General features: G+C 40.4%; 16 protein-coding genes. 9 read left to right on the top strand and 7 right to left on the bottom strand.

Features of this window, described 5'->3' with window-relative positions; translation table 11 throughout:
* Nucleotides 1–242 precede the first annotated feature (242 nt).
* Complete coding sequence (locus tag ACE2AL_RS14010) at nucleotides 243–788, top strand: cell division protein ZapC (RefSeq protein ID WP_206086663.1); 546 nt, start codon at nucleotides 243–245, stop codon at nucleotides 786–788.
* 136 nt (nucleotides 789–924) lie between these two features.
* On the opposite strand, the gene ACE2AL_RS14005 is transcribed toward ACE2AL_RS14010, so the two are convergent.
* Complete coding sequence (locus ACE2AL_RS14005) at nucleotides 925–2040, bottom strand: YcbX family protein (protein ID WP_375083613.1); 1116 nt, start codon at nucleotides 2038–2040, stop codon at nucleotides 925–927.
* Nucleotides 2041–2138: 98 nt separating this feature from the next.
* Here ACE2AL_RS14005 and rlmKL point away from each other — a divergent pair, with 98 nt between their 5' ends.
* The 6 genes from rlmKL to rmf all read left to right on the top strand — a co-directional run bounded on the left by rlmKL (nucleotide 2139) and on the right by rmf (nucleotide 10204).
* Entirely contained in the window at nucleotides 2139–4247 is a 2109-nt protein-coding gene (rlmKL, locus tag ACE2AL_RS14000; protein ID WP_272538746.1) for a bifunctional 23S rRNA (guanine(2069)-N(7))-methyltransferase RlmK/23S rRNA (guanine(2445)-N(2))-methyltransferase RlmL, read from the top strand.
* Between the two features lie 12 nt (nucleotides 4248–4259).
* The gene (locus ACE2AL_RS13995; RefSeq protein ID WP_206086666.1) at nucleotides 4260–6167 is read left to right on the top strand and encodes an ABC transporter ATP-binding protein; all 1908 of its coding nucleotides are present in this window, start codon (nucleotides 4260–4262) and stop codon (nucleotides 6165–6167) included.
* Between the two features lie 32 nt (nucleotides 6168–6199).
* Nucleotides 6200–7474, top strand: a complete 1275-nt coding sequence (pqiA, locus tag ACE2AL_RS13990; protein ID WP_206086667.1) for a membrane integrity-associated transporter subunit PqiA — start codon at nucleotides 6200–6202, stop codon at nucleotides 7472–7474.
* Complete coding sequence (gene pqiB, locus ACE2AL_RS13985) at nucleotides 7471–9120, top strand: intermembrane transport protein PqiB (protein WP_206086668.1); 1650 nt, start codon at nucleotides 7471–7473, stop codon at nucleotides 9118–9120. The genes pqiA and pqiB overlap by 4 nt, the downstream gene beginning before the upstream one ends.
* A complete protein-coding gene (gene pqiC, locus ACE2AL_RS13980; RefSeq protein WP_206086669.1) occupies nucleotides 9120–9674 on the top strand; it encodes a membrane integrity-associated transporter subunit PqiC in 555 nt (184 codons plus the stop codon). Before pqiB ends, pqiC begins: the two co-directional genes overlap by 1 nt.
* 359 nt (nucleotides 9675–10033) lie before the next feature.
* Complete coding sequence (rmf, locus tag ACE2AL_RS13975; RefSeq protein ID WP_004909639.1) at nucleotides 10034–10204, top strand: ribosome modulation factor; 171 nt, start codon at nucleotides 10034–10036, stop codon at nucleotides 10202–10204.
* Nucleotides 10205–10335: 131 nt separating this feature from the next.
* Here the strand turns inward: rmf and fabA are convergent, their stop codons facing one another.
* The 3 genes from fabA to ACE2AL_RS13960 all read right to left on the bottom strand — a co-directional run bounded on the left by fabA (nucleotide 10336) and on the right by ACE2AL_RS13960 (nucleotide 13070).
* Nucleotides 10336–10854, bottom strand: coding sequence for a bifunctional 3-hydroxydecanoyl-ACP dehydratase/trans-2-decenoyl-ACP isomerase (fabA, locus tag ACE2AL_RS13970; protein ID WP_206086670.1), 519 nt, complete (start codon nucleotides 10852–10854; stop codon nucleotides 10336–10338).
* Between the two features lie 96 nt (nucleotides 10855–10950).
* Entirely contained in the window at nucleotides 10951–12687 is a 1737-nt protein-coding gene (locus ACE2AL_RS13965; protein WP_272573496.1) for a Lon protease family protein, read from the bottom strand.
* 206 nt (nucleotides 12688–12893) lie between these two features.
* Nucleotides 12894–13070: a GhoT/OrtT family toxin gene (locus tag ACE2AL_RS13960; protein WP_206086672.1), complete on the bottom strand. Its 177-nt coding sequence runs from the start codon at nucleotides 13068–13070 to the stop codon at nucleotides 12894–12896.
* Between the two features lie 173 nt (nucleotides 13071–13243).
* Here ACE2AL_RS13960 and matP point away from each other — a divergent pair, with 173 nt between their 5' ends.
* Nucleotides 13244–13714, top strand: coding sequence for a macrodomain Ter protein MatP (gene matP / locus ACE2AL_RS13955; RefSeq protein ID WP_206086673.1), 471 nt, complete (start codon nucleotides 13244–13246; stop codon nucleotides 13712–13714).
* A gap of 171 nt (nucleotides 13715–13885) precedes the next feature.
* Here matP and ompA read toward each other — a convergent pair whose 3' ends face one another.
* Both ompA and sulA read right to left on the bottom strand, forming a co-directional pair.
* Nucleotides 13886–14947 carry a porin OmpA gene (ompA, locus tag ACE2AL_RS13950; RefSeq protein WP_206086674.1) on the bottom strand — a complete coding sequence of 354 codons (1062 nt, stop codon included), beginning with the start codon at nucleotides 14945–14947 and terminating at the stop codon, nucleotides 13886–13888.
* A 354-nt stretch (nucleotides 14948–15301) separates the two neighbouring features.
* The gene (gene sulA / locus ACE2AL_RS13945; protein ID WP_206086675.1) at nucleotides 15302–15823 is read right to left on the bottom strand and encodes an SOS-induced cell division inhibitor SulA; all 522 of its coding nucleotides are present in this window, start codon (nucleotides 15821–15823) and stop codon (nucleotides 15302–15304) included.
* A 233-nt stretch (nucleotides 15824–16056) separates the two neighbouring features.
* Between sulA and ACE2AL_RS13940 the strand changes: the two genes are divergently transcribed.
* The gene (locus ACE2AL_RS13940; RefSeq protein WP_375083612.1) at nucleotides 16057–16671 is read left to right on the top strand and encodes a TfoX/Sxy family DNA transformation protein; all 615 of its coding nucleotides are present in this window, start codon (nucleotides 16057–16059) and stop codon (nucleotides 16669–16671) included.
* Between the two features lie 118 nt (nucleotides 16672–16789).
* Here ACE2AL_RS13940 and yccS read toward each other — a convergent pair whose 3' ends face one another.
* A complete protein-coding gene (yccS, locus tag ACE2AL_RS13935) occupies nucleotides 16790–18940 on the bottom strand; it encodes a YccS family putative transporter (RefSeq protein ID WP_375083611.1) in 2151 nt (716 codons plus the stop codon).

Genomic DNA, 18940 nt, shown 5'->3' with positions numbered 1-18940 from the left:
AATTTACTTAACAAGGGGGTTTCTTTATGCCCCCTTTTAAACTATATTGCTAATAGTGGCTATTTTTATATCAATTTTATTTCAATTTTCAGCGAATGTGTTATTTGACAATAACATTATCCAGTTGTCTGCAAGGCGAATTATTTAGCGTATAAAAATTAGCTGTAGAGTAAATTTAGGAAAGATCGTATTGATGATCGTTCTTATATATATTTACCGGTAAATCGCTAAAGGATCCGTTTATGAATATTAAACCAGATGATCATTGGCGTTGGTATTTTGATCATGACCATGACAGGGTGATGTTAGATCTCGCCAACGGCATGATATTTCGTTCATGTTTTCCAGCTAAAATGCTGACGGTATTTGCTCGTAATGAAATGCCATTTAGTATTGAGGACGCTGGGGAATTTTATTTATTTGATGAGCAAGCTAAACGATTAAATATTACACAAGAAGAAAGGGCCGAATTAGTGCTTAATAGTCTTGTAGCTTATCGTTTTTTAAAACCGCAAATGCCAAAAAGTTGGTATTTTTCTTCATTCCATGCGATTAATACGCCCAAGCAAGGGCAGATTATTCAAGTGTGCTTAGAAAATAGCCATCATTATTCCACATTTATTATTGCGGAAGCTGGATCTTGTGCAAGTTTGTGTTTATTGGCAGAGCCAGTTTTGGAATTACCTGATCGTGTTTTAAGATTTTGTGATCCAATTAAGATCATGAATGATCGCATGCTTGAATATTCATCTAAAGCCAAACGACAGTTATATGGAAATGTGGTTTGATTGATCATCATAGATCACATCAAAAAACGAATAAATAAAATTATTATTTTCAGTATGATCATTAATTTGGTTGTTGGAATGTTAACACCATCATAAATAAAAATAGATGATGGTGTTAAATATCCAAAATTAAATTTTACTTAAATGCTAATTTTAATGCTGTTTTAGGGATACAACTGCAGGCTAATATATAACCATTCTCCCTAATTGCACTTTGTTTTAATGGCGTCACTTCACCAGACACTAATTTAATTTTACACCGACCACAAATACCCGCTCGACATGAATAGGGTATATTTAAACCGTGAGATTCAAGTTGTTCAAGGATCACATTTTGGTTATCACCTTCATATTCGGTTTCGTCGAAAATTAAGCTGACTTTGCTAACTTTAGATTTAGTATCTTGCGTGGAAAGGTCTTTTTCCCTTTCTTGCATTAAATATTGTTTGGCGGTCTTAGTTTCTAATACGGTTAATGTATCACCAACACGAATGACGCCTGTATTTTGAATTATTACATTTTGCCCAAAATCGACATCACCGTTTTCATCTGAGCGGAAAGTTTGTAATGTCGCTAATGGCTCGCTATTGGGGTGTTTAATGCCTTTTTCTGGGCTTACGGTTGTGAGGATACAGCGACTGCAAGGCCTATCTAAAGTAAAGACGACATCCCCAATTTGAATCGTTTTCCACGTGTCTTCTTCAAACGGTTTTGCGCCAGTAATAATTAAGTTACCCCGAAATTGTTCAAGTTTAATACTGGCAGGGCAGCGGCGTTGTAGTTCTTGAACTGACGCTTCATTTATTAACAGAAAAGGGTAGCCATCGGCAAATGACATCGGTACGTCTTGGTATTCTTTCACGCGACGAGAAAGCAGTGGGCTCAGCCAACGTAACTGAACGGGCTCATCAAAAAAGGTGCTTAACCAGCTGTTTATTGTTTCGGGTGCGATGAGTGCGTGAAAATGATTGCCCCAAACTTCGGTAGGGCTCTGTTTCTCATCAAAGTCCTGATACAATACTGTTGCACTTTCACCATTGGGGGCTCGAAGATGAAGTCCATTATTGAGCATAACAGGTGTAAACAGTAACATTTGCGGGTATTTTCTCGCCGTAATAAATTTACCTTCCAGCGTGGTTATCATAAAATTACGATCAAAAGTCAAACCGCTAGTATCAGCGAAGGCATGAGATAAGCGCACCCCTCTCATGGATTTTACTGGGTGCGTATAAAGGCGCGAAAGCGTGATCATTTTTTAATCCTTATAATTGTGCGCAGCAACTTTATGACAACTGCATAAGATTAGCTATAATGCGCAACAATTTTTCATCGAAATCGGTAATAAATACTATGAATTTTCTGTTTGCCAGCACAGCTCGTGGCCTAGAAGAACTACTGAAAACGGAACTGGAAGCTCTCGGTGCTAGCCAGTGCAAAGTGACCCAAGGGGGCGTCTATTTTCAGGCCGATGAACGGGTCATGTACCAAAGCTTACTGTGGAGTCGGCTGGCATCGCGTATTTTATTGCCATTGAATGATTTTGATGTCTACAGTGACTTAGATTTATACCTTGGTGTACAGGCGATTGACTGGTCTGAAATTTTTTCTGTGAATGATACGTTTGTAGTGCATTTTACAGGGACTAACGAAGAAATTCGTAATAGTCAATATGGCGCCTTAAAAGTGAAAGATGCCATTGTCGACAGCTTTGTTCGCAAGTTAGACCAACGTCCTGATGTTGCACGCCAACAGGCAGATATTCGTATTAATGTGTACCTGAATAAAGAAAAAGCCAGCGTAGCGTTAGATTTAAGTGGCGATTCTCTGCATATTCGCGGTTACCGTGACTTAGCAGGGCAAGCGCCATTAAAAGAAACATTAGCCGCGGCGATCATTAACCGTTCTGGTTGGCAGCAAGGTACACCATTAGTTGACCCAATGTGTGGTTCGGGGACGTTATTAATCGAAGCCGCGATGATGGCAACAGACAAAGCACCGGGTTTGCATCGTACCCATTGGGGATTTTATGCATGGTCAAAATTTAATGCCGAATTATGGCGCGAGCTAACCACAGAAGCACAAGTGCGTTTTCGCCAAGGCTTAAAAGAGAATACTTCGCGTTTTTATGGCTTTGATATTGATAAGCGTGTGCTGGAAATGGCGCGCGCGAATGCGCGTCGGGCAGGCCTTCAAGATGTCATTACCTTCAATCAAGGTGATGCGGCTGCGTTAGAAAACCCCGTTAAAACAGAAGCAGTCGGCACCATTATCAGTAACCCACCATATGGTGAGCGTTTAGAAAGTGAGCCAGCCTTAATTGCCTTACACAGCCAATTAGGCCGTGTCGTGAAAGCGCGTTTCCCAGGCTGGCGTTTATCGATTTTCAGCGCTTCACCTGAATTATTAAGCTGTTTGCAATTACGTTCAGAGCGCGAATTCAAAGCGAAAAATGGTCCATTAGATTGTGTACAAAAAAATTACCAATTAGCGGCTACGCCTTCTGAAACCGTTGCGGAAATTTCCCCTGATTTTGCGAACCGTTTACGTAAGAATTTGAAAAAATTAACGAAGTGGGCAAAACAGCAGGGTATTGAAAGCTATCGTGTCTACGATGCTGACTTGCCTGAATATAATGTTGCAGTCGATATCTATGGTGACAAAGTGGTGATCCAAGAATATGCACCACCAAAAACTGTTGATGAACGTAAAGCACGTCAGCGTTTATTTGACGTGATCACGGCGACGATGAACGTATTAGAATTAACATCAAATCAATTGGTGTTAAAAACACGTCAGCGCCAAAAAGGCAAACAGCAATACGAAAAACTGGCACAAAAAGACGATTTCTTTTTGGTGCAAGAATACAATGCCAAAATGCTTGTTAACCTAACTGACTACCTTGATACAGGGCTATTTTTAGACCACCGAATCGCACGTCGTATGTTAGGGGAAATGAGCAAAGGTACTGATTTCTTAAACTTATTCTGTTATACAGGTACGGCAACCGTGCATGCAGGTCTGGGGGGCGCGAAAAGCACGACATCAGTCGATATGTCCCGTACTTACCTTGAATGGGCAGAAAAAAACTTACAAGCGAATGGGTTAACGGGGCGTCAACATCGCTTAATTCAAGCTGATTGTTTAGGCTGGCTAGCAAACAGCAATGAACAATTTGATCTGATCTTTATTGATCCGCCTACATTCTCAAATTCAAAACGCATGGATGGCACATTTGATGTGCAACGTGACCATGTACAACTGATTACACATTTAAAACGACTATTACGCCGCGGCGGAACTGTGATGTTCTCAAACAACAAACGCGGTTTCAAAATGGATATGGAAGCAATCAAAGAGCTAGGACTACAAGCACAAGAAATCACTGCGAAAACGCTTTCTGAAGATTTTGCACGTAATCGTCAAATTCATAACTGCTGGTTAATTCGCCACGCAGAGTAAAGGATAGAATCAATGGCTTTAATTAATTTATCGGGTGCATACCTTTCCTTCAGTGATGCGCCATTACTTGATAATACTGAAATTCATATTGAAGATAACGAGCGTGTTTGCTTGGTTGGTCGAAACGGTGCGGGTAAATCAACCCTGATGCGTGTGCTGACGAAAGAACAACCTTTGGATGATGGCCAACTGGTTTACGAACAGGACTTAGTTGTTGCACGCTTGCAGCAAGATCCTCCGCGTAATGTGGAAGGCACCATTTTTGATTTCGTTGCAGAAGGTGTTGCGGAGCAAGCGCAATACCTGAAGGATTACCACCATATTGCCAAAGTGGTGGAAGAAGATCCTAGTGAGAAAAACTTAAATAAAATGGCTGAATTACAAGAAGTTCTTGATAACCGTAATTTATGGTTATTGGATTCTCGTATCAGCGATGTGCTGAAAAAATTGGGCTTACCTGCGGATGCGGAGCTTTCCTCCCTTTCTGGGGGATGGCTACGTAAAGCGGCGCTGGGGCGTGCGTTAGTGAGCAACCCACGGGTTTTATTCTTAGATGAGCCAACAAACCACTTAGATATCGAAACCATTCTGTGGTTGGAAAACTTCCTTAAAGATTTCCAAGGCAGTATCGTGTTTATTTCCCATGACCGTTCATTTATTCGTAATATGGCAACCCGTATTATCGATTTAGACCGCGGACAGCTAGCCTCATGGCCAGGGACATATGATGATTATTTAGTCAGTAAAGAAGAAGCCTTGCGCGTTGAGGAAATGCAAAATGCAGAGTTCGATAAAAAACTGGCTCAAGAGGAAGCGTGGATCCGCCAAGGCATTAAAGCGCGTCGTACCCGTAACGAAGGGCGTGTTCGTGCCCTGAAAGCACTGCGAGTTGAGCGTTCAGAGCGCCGTGAAGTGATGGGAACAGCGAAAATGCAAGTGGGTGAAGCAGCCCGCTCAGGTAAAATTGTTTTTGAAATGGAAAACGTTAATTATCAAATCGATAATAAAGTTCTAGTAAACGATTTTTCTGCACAGGTGATGCGTGGTGACAAAATTGCATTAGTTGGGCCAAATGGTTGTGGTAAAACCACACTATTGCGCTTAATGCTAGGTGATTTACAAGCAGACAGCGGTCGTGTGCATTGTGGTACAAAACTGGAAGTTGCTTATTTTGACCAACATCGAGCTGCATTAGACCCTGATAAAACTGTCATGGACAACCTAGCGGAAGGCAAACAAGAAGTGATGGTAAATGGCAAGCCACGCCATGTATTAGGCTACTTGCAAGATTTTATGTTCCCACCAAAACGTGCAATGACACCTGTCAGAGCCTTATCAGGTGGTGAGCGTAATCGGTTATTATTAGCTCGATTATTCTTAAAACCAAGTAACTTACTGATCCTTGATGAACCGACCAACGACCTTGATGTCGAAACATTAGAGTTACTTGAGGAGTTAGTGGATGGTTACCAAGGAACTGTCCTGCTAGTGAGCCATGATCGTGAATTTGTTGATAATAGCGTAACAGAATGCTGGATCTTTGAAGGCAATGGCATTATTAACCGTTTTGTGGGTGGCTATTTTGACGCGCAAAAGCAAAGAGCACAAACCGTGAGTTTGAAAGCCGAACAAACGAGTAAAGTAGCTGCGCAAGAAAAAACAGCCAAGCCAAAAGAAGTGGCAAAGCGCCCAAATAAACTCAGTTATAATTTATTACGTGAACTGGAACAACTACCTGCTAAGCTTGAACAACTGGAAACGGAAATTGAAGCACTGCAAGCTAAAGTTGGTGATGCGGATTTCTTCAATCAACCTCATGATGTTACAGAGCAAACATTAAGCCAGTTAGCAGCAAAAGAAGCGGAACTGGAACACGCGTTTGACCGCTGGCAAGAGCTTGAATTGCTTAAGAACGGATGAGCTAATTAATCGATTAGAGGAGCGAATATTCTTTGTGTACCCATGAGTCTCATGAACATGTACTTTGTCCTCAGTGCGATATGTTGGTTGCGGTTCCTGAATTGGAACAAGGCAGTAAAGCAACCTGTCCACGCTGTGAGACGACATTAGTTTCAAAGTGGCGATATCCGTATAAGCAGCCCGCTGCCTATGCGTTTAGTGCGTTGATTATGTTATTCATTGCGTGCATGTTTCCCTTTGTAAAAATGAGCGCAGCGGGTATTGAAAATGAAATTTCGCTTTTTCAAATCATTGAAATTATCGCCACGACGCGTTATAGCGGTCTGGCGCTATTTTTCTTGTTTTTCTCTTTAGTCATACCTGCTTTTTGTATGGTCACCATTATCCTTTTAGGGCTACAAGTTCATATTCCTAAAGGGATTAAAGTAGTGATCACGCGGATTTTATTCCAAATGAAAGCGTGGTGCATGGCGGAGATTTTCTTAGCGGGTGTTTTAGTCAGTTTCGTCAAATTGATTGCCTACGGTGATATTGGTATTGGGCTAAGTTTTTTGCCTTACTGTATATATTGCATGTTACAGGTGAGAGCATTCCAATGCCTGGATAGGCATTGGTTGTGGAATCGTATTGAAGCTGCACCAAAGCTCATACATCCATTGAAAGTGGGTCAAACAGGTATAAGCCAAAATATACGCTTGTGCTTGGTTTGCACTGCGATTTTACCTGCGGAACAATCTAAATGCTCACGTTGCCATTCCTATGGCAGTGTTCGTAAGCATCAAAGTTTACAATGGACATTGGCGCTGCTTGTGACGTCCATTATGTTATATATTCCTGCAAATGTGTTGCCGATGATGACGACAAACACATTAGGCAGTGACTTAAACTCCACAATTATTGATGGGGTTATTTTGCTGTGGGGGGATGGTTCATACCCCGTTGCTATGGTTATCTTTGTCGCCAGTATTATGGTTCCTACGCTGAAAATGATTGGGATTGCTTGGTTGTGCCTTGATTCAAAAGGGTATGGCAACCGTGATCCTCATCGTATGCATTTTATTTATGAGCTGGTGGAATATGTTGGTCGCTGGTCAATGATTGACGTATTTGTGATTACGATTTTGGCCTCTTTAGTCCAAATGGGGCAGTTAATGAGCATCGTTCCTGCGATGGGGATTATTTTCTTTGGTGTTGTCGTGATTTTAACGATGTTTGCGGCGATGACATTTGACCCTCGATTGACTTGGGATCGTTGTGATGCGAAAAATGCAGTGAATACTGCTGAACAAGAAGGAGCCATAGGGTGACCTCACAAGAAACACCACAGGCTAATGCCAAAGTCAGTAAGCTAAAAAGTTGGTCACCTGTATGGGTGATCCCCATTGTCACAGTTTTACTTGGGGCCTGGATCTTATTTTATCACTTTAGTAACCAAGGCCCAGAAGTGACATTGATCACTTACAATGCGGAAGGAATCGAAGCTGGTAAGACCAAAATTAAAAGCCGCAGTGTCGATATCGGTGTTGTGGAAAGCGTGACGCTAGATGACAATTTTAGTCGTGTCATCATTAAAGCGCGTTTAAATAATGAAATGAAAGAGTTACTTCGTACTGACTCGGCATTTTGGATTGTTAAACCTGCAATTGGTCGCGATGGTGTTACAGGCTTAGGAACGTTACTTTCAGGAGCTTATATTGAGCTTCAGCCTGGTCTTGCAGCAAAAGAACACTTTGAATTCACCTTGTTAGATACACCACCTTTAGCATCTCCTGATGCTAAAGGTATCCGCGTTATTTTAGCCAGTGATAAAGCGGGGCAGCTCAATCCAGGTGACCCTGTCTTATTCCGTGGTTACCGCGTAGGCTCTGTCGAAACCAGTAACTTTGATATGGATAAGCGCGATATGCGTTATCAACTGTTTATTAATGCGCCTTATGACAAACTTATCAGTTCAAACGTGCGTTTCTGGAAAGACAGTGGCATTGCCTTTGATATGTCATCTCAAGGTGTACATGTCGAAATGGGGTCAATTGCCACTTTATTAACCGGCGGTGTAAGTTTTGATGTCCCTGCGGGATGGGTTCCTGGAGCCAGTGTTAAGGAAAATACAGAGTTTGAACTGTTTGATAACCAAAGCAGTATTCAAAATTCACTGTATACCCAGTACCAAGACTTTGTTCTCTTTTTCTCTGATTCTGTACGTGGATTGCAGCCTGGGGCACCTGTTGAATTCCGGGGTATTCGTTTAGGGACTGTTGCACAGGTTCCGTTCTATACCGCGGGTTTAGACCAATCACTGGATAATGACTTTAGAATTCCTGTTCTTATTCATATCGAACCAGAGCGTTTTTCTAAAGATGTAGGCGCGAATTTTAATTTAAAAAATGAATTAAAATTAGCAATGAAAGATGGGTTAAGAGCATCATTGAAATCGGGTAATTTACTGACGGGTGCACTATTTGTTGATTTAGACTTTGTCCCTAATGCTGAGCCATATAAAGGCCCAACGGTGGTTGCTGGGTATAAAATCATTCCAACGACCAGTGGTGGTTTAGCGCAGATTCAGCAAAAAGTGATTGCAGTGCTGGATAAAATCAACAATATGCCAATTGAGCCTATGTTGAACCAAACCACACAAACGTTAGCAGAAGGGCAAAAAGTGGTAAAAGAAGCCAACGCAATGTTAGTTGAGCTGAATAAAGTAATGGCAAGTAAAGAGTTCCAAAATTTACCACATGATTTACAAAAAACGTTGCAAGAAATGAACCGTGCAATGCAAGGCTTCCAACCAGGCTCACCTGCTTATAATAAGATGGTGGATAATATGCAGCGTTTAGACCAAGTCTTGAGAGAAGTTCAGCCACTGTTAAGAACGTTAAACAATAAGAGTAATGCATTAGTCTTTGAAGCCGAACCAACTAAGGATGTACAGCCGAAAGGAGTTAAAAAATAATGAGATATCTGATATCGATATTTGTTTTGTTGTTGGCAGGGTGTAGTAGTACACCAGAAAAAATGTATTACCAGTTGCCAATACACGCTTCTGAAACGCAATCTGTGGCGGTGATGAATAAAGGCCAAGTATGGTTGCAGCGCATTATGTTATCGGATGTATTGACGTCGAACGGCATCACTTATCAAACGACAGATGTAAGCTACACCAATGCAAGTACACACTTATGGGCAAGCCCATTAGAGCAGCAACTAGGGCAGTCAATGGTGAGTGAATTGTCTGCAGCGTTACCTGAAAAGCTAGTTTCGTTGCAGCCACTACAAAACTCACCAGATACCTTAGATATTACACTCACGGCTTTTAATGGTCGTTATGATGGTAAGGTGCTCATTCAAGGCTTCTGGACATACTCAAAGGATAAAAATGTGATCCGTCGTAATTTTGATGTCCAACTGGATCAGCAGGAAGATGGTTATCCTGAATTAGTCCGTACGTTGGCAGCAGGTTGGCAGCAAGTTGCCAAAGGGATTGCTGATGAAATTAATAAACACTAATTAATCATCTTTTAATTCGTTTTCTAAGTGCACTTTAGGTATACGTAATGATTACTATTACCTGAGGTGCATTTTTTTGTCATTAGAAATTCTGTTTAAACACGCTTTTAGGATAGGTTTAAAAATAGTCGTTTTTAGTTATTCTAAAATGATGATTATTAAAGAGATATTTATAAATTTCAATAGATTCAAATGGTTGTTATAAATGGGCTATACAAGTCACATTTATGCCAATTATGACAAATATATGAAAATCTTTACTTGATTTTCTGTTCGGTGGGCGCTATTTCTATAGAGTACCTATTAAGAAATAGTAGGTGCTGTTTTCTTTTCCATTTAAATGATGAGGGAAGTAAGGCATGAAAAGACAGAAGCGAGACCGTTTAGAAAGAGCTTTATCAAGAGGTTATCAAGCTGGTTTAGCAGGGCGCTCTAAAGAATTGTGTCCATATCAGGCTGTAGATGCTCGTTCGCACTGGTTAGGTGGTTGGCGTAAAGCGATGGAGGATCGAACCGTAGCCGTTGTTTAATCCCACTATTATATCTGAACCTTTAGGTTAAATAACCTGCCTGTCTTTTGGAATTATTTGTGGGTTTTTAAATTAAAGGTATCACTCAATTTAAGAACCTCCGCAATTGCGGAGGTTTGCATTTCAGTGACTTAGAAAGCGCTGGTATCTTTGAATAGACCGACTTTTAAGTCTGTTGCGGTATAAATTAATTTACCATCAACGAATACTTCTCCATCAGCTAAGCCCATGATCAGCTTACGGTTAATCACGCGTTTGAAACTGATACGGTAAGTGACTTTTTTCGCTGTTGGCAGAACTTGGCCAGTGAATTTAACTTCACCTACACCTAAAGCACGACCTTTACCTTCGCCGCCTAGCCAGCCGAGGTAAAAACCAACTAACTGCCACATAGCATCAAGACCTAAACAACCAGGCATAACAGGGTCATTAGTAAAATGACAGCCAAAAAACCAAAGTTCAGGATTAATATCAAGCTCAGCTTCGACATAGCCTTTATCAAAGGTGCCACCATCTTCGGTCATTTTGACGATGCGATCCATCATCAACATATTTCCTGATGGCAGTGGAGGGCCATTTTCCCCAAATAACTCGCCTTTTCCAGAAGCAATTAAATCATCTTTAGTGTAGGACTCGCGTTTATCAACCATGTTCTTCAGATAGCCTTTATTATGTGTAGGGGTACAGGATAGCTTACACTTGTACGCTGAACAACTCCGATCTGCTATTTTTTACGCAATCTTTACTTAACTCATCCACTTCAAGAACCAAGGAAGTCTGGCTTTATCAGGGGAATTGGCTTGGTTAATACGTTCTTGAATTAAAGCTAACAAGTGTACGTTATCGCCTTCCACTTGCTGTTCAAAGTAAGGTTGTTTCGTTAATAATGTAATCGCTTGAGCAACATGTTCGACGGGCCAAATATGGAATTGACCCGCTTTTACAGCTTCAACTACTTCTGCTTTGGTGCATAAATGGCGCACGTTAGCCATGGGAATAATCACACCTTGCTCTCCTGTTAAGCCGCGTTTTTCGCAGATATCGAAGAAACCTTCAATTTTCTCGTTGACTCCACCGATTGGTTGGACATAACCAAACTGGTCAACAGCACCTGTCACCGCAATTTGCTGGTCAATAGGCTGTAATGCTAAGGCGCTTATTAACGCGCATAGTTCAGCGAGAGAGGCACTATCACCATCAACCTCACCATATGACTGTTCAAAAACAATTGATGCTGAAAATGGCTGTGGTTGTTCCAGTTTCAGTTCATAGTTTAAGTAAGCTTGCATGATCATCATGCCTTTAGCATGAATATTACCGCCAAGCTCTGCTTTGCGCTCAACATCCGTGAATTCACCATCACCAAGGTGAGCAACACAGGTAATCCGAGATGGCTCGCCAATCGCTTCTGGATGTCCAGGATATTGCAAGACAGATAATCCATTGATTTGGCCAATAACTTCGCCTTCTGTTTTGACGAATATTTGTTCTTGTAAAATATCATCTTGCGTACGCTCAGCCAGAAAACTGTGTCGCCATAAGCGGTTTTCAATTGCTTTGGTAAAGGATTCTTGCGTAAGCTGCCCATTGATTGAGTAATGGGATGCATCTATCAAGCTGCGTGTTAACCAAGGGGTATCTAGTGGTAGATTGAATTTATCTTCACAATAACGCGTTGCTTGCTGAATAAAAGGAACCCACCCATCAGCTGCAATATTAGGTAATGAATTTGTTTCTATAATGGATTTGATATAACTCATCCACAGGGACAATTGTTCTTCATCTTCGAAGAACATGATAGGTTCATATTCCCCATAAATAGCGCTATCGAAGATTTCTGGTGCACTATATTCAAGTTCTTCTAATGCGAGCCTATCCCCAACAACCACGACGTTGAGCTCAAGGGGCTGAGGCTCTATAGCAATAGGTAATGGTTGATTTTCAGAGTAGGGTAACCATTCTAATTGGCGTCGGTTAACCATGTTTTTTAGACGGTTCCACATAAGTGGTTGGCTAATTAATGCGTTTGCTGCTATTACAAGCACGCCACCATTAACTTGATGAACTAGGCCCGGGACGAGTTGCAATGATGGAGTAACATAACCCAATAATTGCTCTGGTTCTACCCAATGCCGATAAGCGATAGGTTGCTGAGTTGAAAAACGGCTTTTAATGCCGTCTTTCCACTGGAAAGAATGTTTATCTTCAGATAATTGATAATCCCCATCAATGACTGATGTGTTTTCTAGTAATGAGTTAATTGCATTTGCATAAGTGCAAAGATACTCCTCACTTTCATCAGATTTGATAAACATAAAGCGGGTATGCGCTAATTCCTTAACGAAACGCTGCATTCCATCAAATAACCGAGGTTGAATATCGGAAAATGTTGCGGGATTCAGAGATTCTGAAGAGACTAAATGTGTCTGAAATGACGATAAATTAGGAATTAGGCCTTGCCATGTTAGTTCTTGACTGATCACTATGATTATCTGCTATTAATAGGGTTATAAATAAAATGCCTGCCAGTTAGCTGGGCGCATGTACTTGATTGTGTTTATTCGGTCAATTGACCATTCGTATTGTTTGTTTTATAAACGATTTTCAAGCCAGTAAATTACCCAGTGGGCAAGACTGTTATATTAGCCTTTGATAGGCAATCTTGCAGCAATAATTGTTGAAATATCGATTAGAATAACGAAAACATGAGCACAACAGGGAGTGTCATTGGCCAAGTGAAGCCAATTAATAGAGCACTAAGTAGACGCATAATACAGCTTGGATCTTTCGTGATAAATAGGGTGAATAACATTGCACATAGGCCGCCAACCCCATAGATGACGAGTATGTTTTCAAAAGTTGACATGCATGATGATAAAATTGTTAACAGGTGGATGCGGATTCTACACTATTTAGACAAGGAACGGTTATTTTCTTTGCTGAAAAAATGAATATTTAACTAAATCGAATTTCTGCTTGAGCATTTTGTTTATAATATTGCTAATATAAAGATAGGTTCGGTTTTCTTCAGGAAAAATTATGAAATATCAGCAGCTTGAAAATCTTGAATGTGGCTGGAAATGGGAGTACCTCGTGAATAAAGCACGTGCTGGCGAAGCGATTACCCGTTACATCGAACGAAGCGCAGAAAAAGAAGCGATAGAATTGCTGTTAAAAACGGAAAATAGACCTAGCGAAGTGCTTAAATGGATTTCACTGCATATGAATCCTGATCTTGATAACCGGATGAAGCAAAGTATTCGAGCTAGGCGTAAACGACATTTTAATGCAGAGCACCCGCATACACGAAAAAAATCAATAGATTTGAATTTTTCAGTTTGGCAACGTTTATCTAATTTAGCGGTAAAACGGAATAAAACATTGTCAGAAACGATCATCCAGTTGATCGAAGATGCAGAACATAAAGATAGATATGAAAATCAGATGAGTACATTGAAACAGGATCTCCAAGCAATACTAGGCACTACAAAAAATCGTGGTGATGAATAATGCATTGATGGATGATAGTTAGGTATCTTGACTGGATTAGTAAAAAGTTGGATTAGCTGCTATTAAAATAGATTTTGAATAATCTAAAGCCTCCATAGTTTTAAGTCAAAAAAAACCCCAATCGCAATTGGGGTTTTGTATTTAGTTCAAAATTCAAACGAGGGCTAAGAATTAAGCGCCTGGTTGAGTAACAACTTCAGTTGTACCTTGAATTTCGATTTCAACGCGACGGTCTGGCGCTAAGCACTCGATCAGAGCAGCACGGCCTTTAACAGCGTCACATTTGTTGCCAGTTACTGGATCTTCTTTACCGCGACCTTCAGCTGCGATTGCAGATGCTGGAACGCCTTTAGATACTAAGTAATCAACAACTGACTGAGCACGTTTTTGTGACAGTGGCAGGTTGTAGTTTTGTGAACCGATACGGTCTGTGAAGCCAACAACCAGTACACGACCTTGAGTTGGGTCGATGCTGCTCAGTTCGTTGTACAGTTCGTTCAGAGCTTGCTGACCTTCTGGTTTCAGAGAAGCTTTGTTGAAGTTAAACAGAACGTCTGAACGCAGTGTGAAACGTTTGTTTTCAACAACTGGAGCTGCTGGCTCAACAACTGGAGCTGGAGCAACTACTGGAGCTTCTTCTTGACCAAAGCGGTAAGCAACACCAACACTCAGCATGCCGTTGTCTGGACGAGTACCGATATTGTCTTTATCACCTAAGTTGCTAACCCATTGGTAGTCTAAACGAGTAGCCCACTCTGGAGTGATTGCGTACTCAAGACCCAATGCGTATACAGGCGCAACGCCAGTATCAGTTTCTTTGTAGTTACGTTGGTTAGCTTTAGCTTCTGTACGGTAAACCATACCACCCAGACGAGTATAAACGTCTAAGTCATCCATGATTGGATAGCTTAATTTAGTGGTTAATGAAACACCCATAGAGGTTAAGTCGCCTTTGTCAGCGCCTTTGTATTTCATTTTACCAAACCAGTCGTAACCTAATTCGAAGCCCATGTACTGGTTGTATTGGTAACCAGCAAATGCACCTGCACCTAAAGTGTCACGCTCAGTAGAACTACCTACTGATGGGCCACCGTTAGGAGTGAATTTAGTGTCTTCGTAATGAGACCAACCTAATTTAGCACCTGTATACCAAGTGTTATCTTTTGGAGCTGCTTGAGCAACTGTTGCAAAAGCGGCTACTGCCACTGCTACTGCGATAGCTGTTTTTTTCATTTTTACGCCTCGTTATCATCCAATATTGGCATGGCCTCAATGAGCCTTATTATTCGCCATTGGTTCAATTTACTTGCTAGGTTTCGCAGACATTATCTACAAAAAATTAATAAAAGTAAAAAATAATGCCGTAAGCTTAACAAGCTAAAGTCTACAACGAACTTAGAAAGATACAAGTAGAGTGAGCAATAAACGTTAAAAAAAGTATTTTTTTAGTGTATAAATCAGAGAGATATGTATATTTCGTATTATGATTGTTTTTTATCTATCTGATTGATCTTCAATGCTTTTCATTTCACTTTAGGGATAAATATTTCTAAAGGTTAAATTTAGTAAGAAAATTCTTAATCTTGGTTAGTGATAGTGAGTTGAATGAATTTTTAGGTTGTTTAGCTGTCCTGATTGCATACTCACCATATTATATGTCTTTTGTGGGCGCATAATAAAGCCGATAGAATGACCTTCTTGTGCTGCGTCTTGTAAGCGAACAAAATCTTGTTCATTTAATTCAGGTAGCCATCCTAAAACAACACTGTAATTACCACTCTTTAATGCTTTTTCCATTGCATCAATGGTGGTTATTGGTGCCATATGATTTAACTGCATAACCTTATGTGTAGGAATACCCGCTTGTTCTAACCAGTGTTTACTAAGTTTTTTGTTTGGGCTTAACCACAGTAACCAACGTGATTGAACACCAAACTGACGCAGCATAGGCAACAAGATGAAATCCATTATAGGATGTTTTTCATCGTAGACAAGTTCACTCACCATACCTTGCTGCATTGAGCCATTGGTTGGCTCCGCAGTTTGGAAAGATTGTGTGTAATTATTAAGAGAATGTTCTGTTGTGTTATTCCAAGAATAGATGCTCATAATTCACCTCGCAACAATGCTGTATGAACATACAGTAACTGTATATCCATCCAATATCAAGACTATTTTTTCAAAGCGCTTCGCAACTTTGGTGTTTTTCTATGCATTCTACTTGGCATTTTTTATTGAAACTCTCAGAATTGGTTATGCGTAATTGCTTGTAATGAAAGAAATAATAAAATTAATTTTCTCAAGGATGAAAGTTAACCAGGCCCAAAAAGGAGTTAAGGTAAATGTTGTTATCAGAAGAAAAAATTTTTTATTTGTACCGTTTATTAAACCGGTTGGGTGAGCTTAAACGCAAAAACCACTTTGGCGGATACTGTTTATTAGTCGATGATGCGATTGTGGGATTATTACTGGATGGGCATTTTTATCTCAGAGGGTGTTTGTTAGCGAGAAGCCACTTTGAGGCCTCGGGGCTTGATAGGCTAGTCTATACTAAAAAAGGTATCCCATTGGAAATGCGTTATTACCAGCTATCAGAGCAAATGTGGTGTGACGAAAAGCGTCTTCTACAACTTATTGAAATTGCTTACCATTCTGCTGTTGAGGAACTGCAACAAAAGCAGGTTACAACGCGTAGAATAAAAGATTTACCGAATATGAATATGTCTGTTGAAAGGGCTTTGGGGAAGATAGGGATCTTGCATGCTGACGATTTACGCATGGTGGGTGCGAAAGCCTGTTTTATGAAGTTAAAACAACATGGAAGGCATAAGCCAAGTATTAAGTTGTTGATTGGTTTAGCCGCCGCGATTGAAGGGTGCCACAGCGCAGTATTACCGAAGACAATTAAGCAAGAGCTAATTGCCTGGTATAATAGTTTTGAATTAACGACAATGTGATAGCGTCATCGTAAAGGTGCTTAATTAAGCCGTTTAATTGACAGCACTGCATAAAACAGAAAATCAAGCGGGTATTAAGAGCTTGTTTTATATTCTAATACCCGCTCATCGGTAATATTTATGATGAACTGATTTGCTGGATCATTTGTTTTATTTCAGGAATAAGCTCAAGTAAAAGCTTTATTTGCTCCATGATTAACAATGTTTTTTCATCATCACTCGCTGAAATATTGTCAATACGGTGTAAGAGGCTATCACGCAACTTTTCTGATTTTTCATCAACGATATATGGATCTAGCGTGGTAATTTGTAGAGAAGATTCGACATAACAAATGGCATCATTTAATAAGGTTAAATTCTCTTCATTTTGTATTTTCTCTCGGTGAGCGCCAAGGGCGGAAATATAACTTAGTAAAGTATGATTCAAGCATAATAAACGAAATGCCTGCTCTTGGGTTATCCGATAAGATTTAGGGTCTGATGCCATATTGGAGACAATGGAAGCAAATTCGGCATCATTATTATGTGCCTCACGGCGTGCTACTCGATATTCTAAGCCGTTGTCTTTTCCTTGGTAGTATTGTAATAAAATCGCATCTAAATAGCGGCAATTGCTATCCATGGTTTTTTGCACAACCTGAGGCAGTTGGCGAAATTTCCAATCAGGCCAAATAAAACTCACCGCAAGTAATGCGATAAAGCAGCCAATTAAGGTATCGATAATTCGAGGGAGTGCGACATCGAAGCCCTCACCGAGTAGGTTAAAACAGAATAAAACTAACAAAGTAATAAACAGCGTGGCTTGGGCATATTGGCTGCTTCGGAACATGAAGAACAACAACCCTGAAATCACGATGAGAGTAAGCTGCCCTTCTATTGAAGGGATTAAATTAAGGAGCGGTAAGCCGATAATAATACCCACAATCGTGCCGATGATACGTAGTGCTAAACGTCGTTTAGTGGCGTTGTAGTTAGGTTGGCAGACAAATAAACTGGTGAGTAAAATCCAATAGCCCCTTTCCATATCAAACAATTGAATAATTGCATAACCTGTACAAAGTAAAATTGACATTCGCACCGCATGGCGAAATAAAGAGGATTTTGGCGTTAAATGGTGATTAATGCGTGAAATAATATCGCTAAAACCTGAGAGCGATTCATCAGATAATTGCTCAATTTGCTTATTATTTTGTTGCCATGAGCTTTGTTCAAGGCTCAGCCCTTTCAGTTGAACATCGATACCTTTCAAGTTTTTCAATAAATTATGTAATGCCTTGATTTCATGGAGCGTAGGGGATTGTTCCTTGAGGAGTTGCAAGGAATTTTCAAGGTAAGCAAATGTACGTTCGAAGCGTGGATTGTGTTGGTATGGTTTACGCCATAACACAGATTGAGCAACTTGTTGGCAAGCGCGGGCTTGCATAGTTAATAAACGTTGAAAACGGAATAAAATATCATGATGGCGAAGTGTACGGCTAAGCTGTTGATATTGAATATGGGATGAGCTGGCTCGCTCATGAATATCTTGAGCAACAAAATAATAATGCAGAGTATTGCGCGTCCCTTTTTGCCCTCGGTCGCCTTTTAAGCGGCTAAGTAATGCGCTTTTTGTTTGGTTCATGGTATTAACTAAGCTGCTGTTAACTAGCGCTAAATCATAAACAGATTGCTGATAATCATCTTCAAGGTCGGGGTCAAATAAGCTAGCTTTAGCATCTAAATAAGCAGATAACTGTTGGTAACACTGCGTAATGGCATCTTGCAATGGCCGCACTGGAAATAAAATATGGCCGATTAAGGTTAAAAGGTTATACCAGATTGCCCCTATTAGAAGAAGGGCTGGCTGTTGGTACCATGTATCGAAAATTGGGACGCCTAACATGGTGTAGATTGCAATTAATAATGCACCGAACGCAATGGTGGCATAACGTTGCCCTAATGCACCCAATAAAATAAATCCGCAGGTGGAAAATGCTAATCCAAAAAAGAAAAATAGAGGATAAGGAAATAAAAGTTCAATAGAAACTGAGGCAATAAAAAAACAAAAAAGAGTAATAATTAAATTTTTTATTCTGCCAGTTAGCCTATCATCTAAGTCAGTTAATGCAGCAGCAACGACACCTAATGTAAACGGAATGGTGATTTTTGGCTCTTGACCTAAGAGCCATGGTAATAAGGTTGCGCCTGTCAGGGCTATAAAGATTCGGATATAATATAGAATATGGCTGTTATAGAGCACACGACGATAACTGGTAAGCAGCGTTAGCAC

Source organism: Providencia xihuensis (genome assembly GCF_041953405.1).
In the GTDB taxonomy this organism is placed as follows: domain Bacteria; phylum Pseudomonadota; class Gammaproteobacteria; order Enterobacterales; family Enterobacteriaceae; genus Providencia; species Providencia vermicola.
The sequence above is the reverse complement of the archived record's forward strand: the minus strand, read 5'-3'. Positions and strand labels throughout refer to the sequence as shown.

What these genes read in the sequence shown, in the direction of transcription:
- rlmKL (WP_272538746.1), top strand. Translation starts at nt 2,139, where the DNA reads ATGAATTTTCTGTTTGCCAGCACAGCTCGTGGCCTAGAAGAACTACTG.
- ACE2AL_RS14005 (WP_375083613.1), bottom strand. Translation starts at nt 2,040, where the DNA reads ATGATCACGCTTTCGCGCCTTTATACGCACCCAGTAAAATCCATGAGA.
- ACE2AL_RS13995 (WP_206086666.1), top strand. Translation starts at nt 4,260, where the DNA reads ATGGCTTTAATTAATTTATCGGGTGCATACCTTTCCTTCAGTGATGCG.
- rmf (WP_004909639.1), top strand. Translation starts at nt 10,034, where the DNA reads ATGAAAAGACAGAAGCGAGACCGTTTAGAAAGAGCTTTATCAAGAGGT.
- ACE2AL_RS13940 (WP_375083612.1), top strand. Translation starts at nt 16,057, where the DNA reads ATGTTGTTATCAGAAGAAAAAATTTTTTATTTGTACCGTTTATTAAAC.
- ompA (WP_206086674.1), bottom strand. Translation starts at nt 14,947, where the DNA reads ATGAAAAAAACAGCTATCGCAGTAGCAGTGGCAGTAGCCGCTTTTGCA.
- ACE2AL_RS14010 (WP_206086663.1), top strand. Translation starts at nt 243, where the DNA reads ATGAATATTAAACCAGATGATCATTGGCGTTGGTATTTTGATCATGAC.
- ACE2AL_RS13960 (WP_206086672.1), bottom strand. Translation starts at nt 13,070, where the DNA reads ATGTCAACTTTTGAAAACATACTCGTCATCTATGGGGTTGGCGGCCTA.
- pqiC (WP_206086669.1), top strand. Translation starts at nt 9,120, where the DNA reads ATGAGATATCTGATATCGATATTTGTTTTGTTGTTGGCAGGGTGTAGT.
- fabA (WP_206086670.1), bottom strand. Translation starts at nt 10,854, where the DNA reads ATGGTTGATAAACGCGAGTCCTACACTAAAGATGATTTAATTGCTTCT.
- matP (WP_206086673.1), top strand. Translation starts at nt 13,244, where the DNA reads ATGAAATATCAGCAGCTTGAAAATCTTGAATGTGGCTGGAAATGGGAG.
- sulA (WP_206086675.1), bottom strand. Translation starts at nt 15,823, where the DNA reads ATGAGCATCTATTCTTGGAATAACACAACAGAACATTCTCTTAATAAT.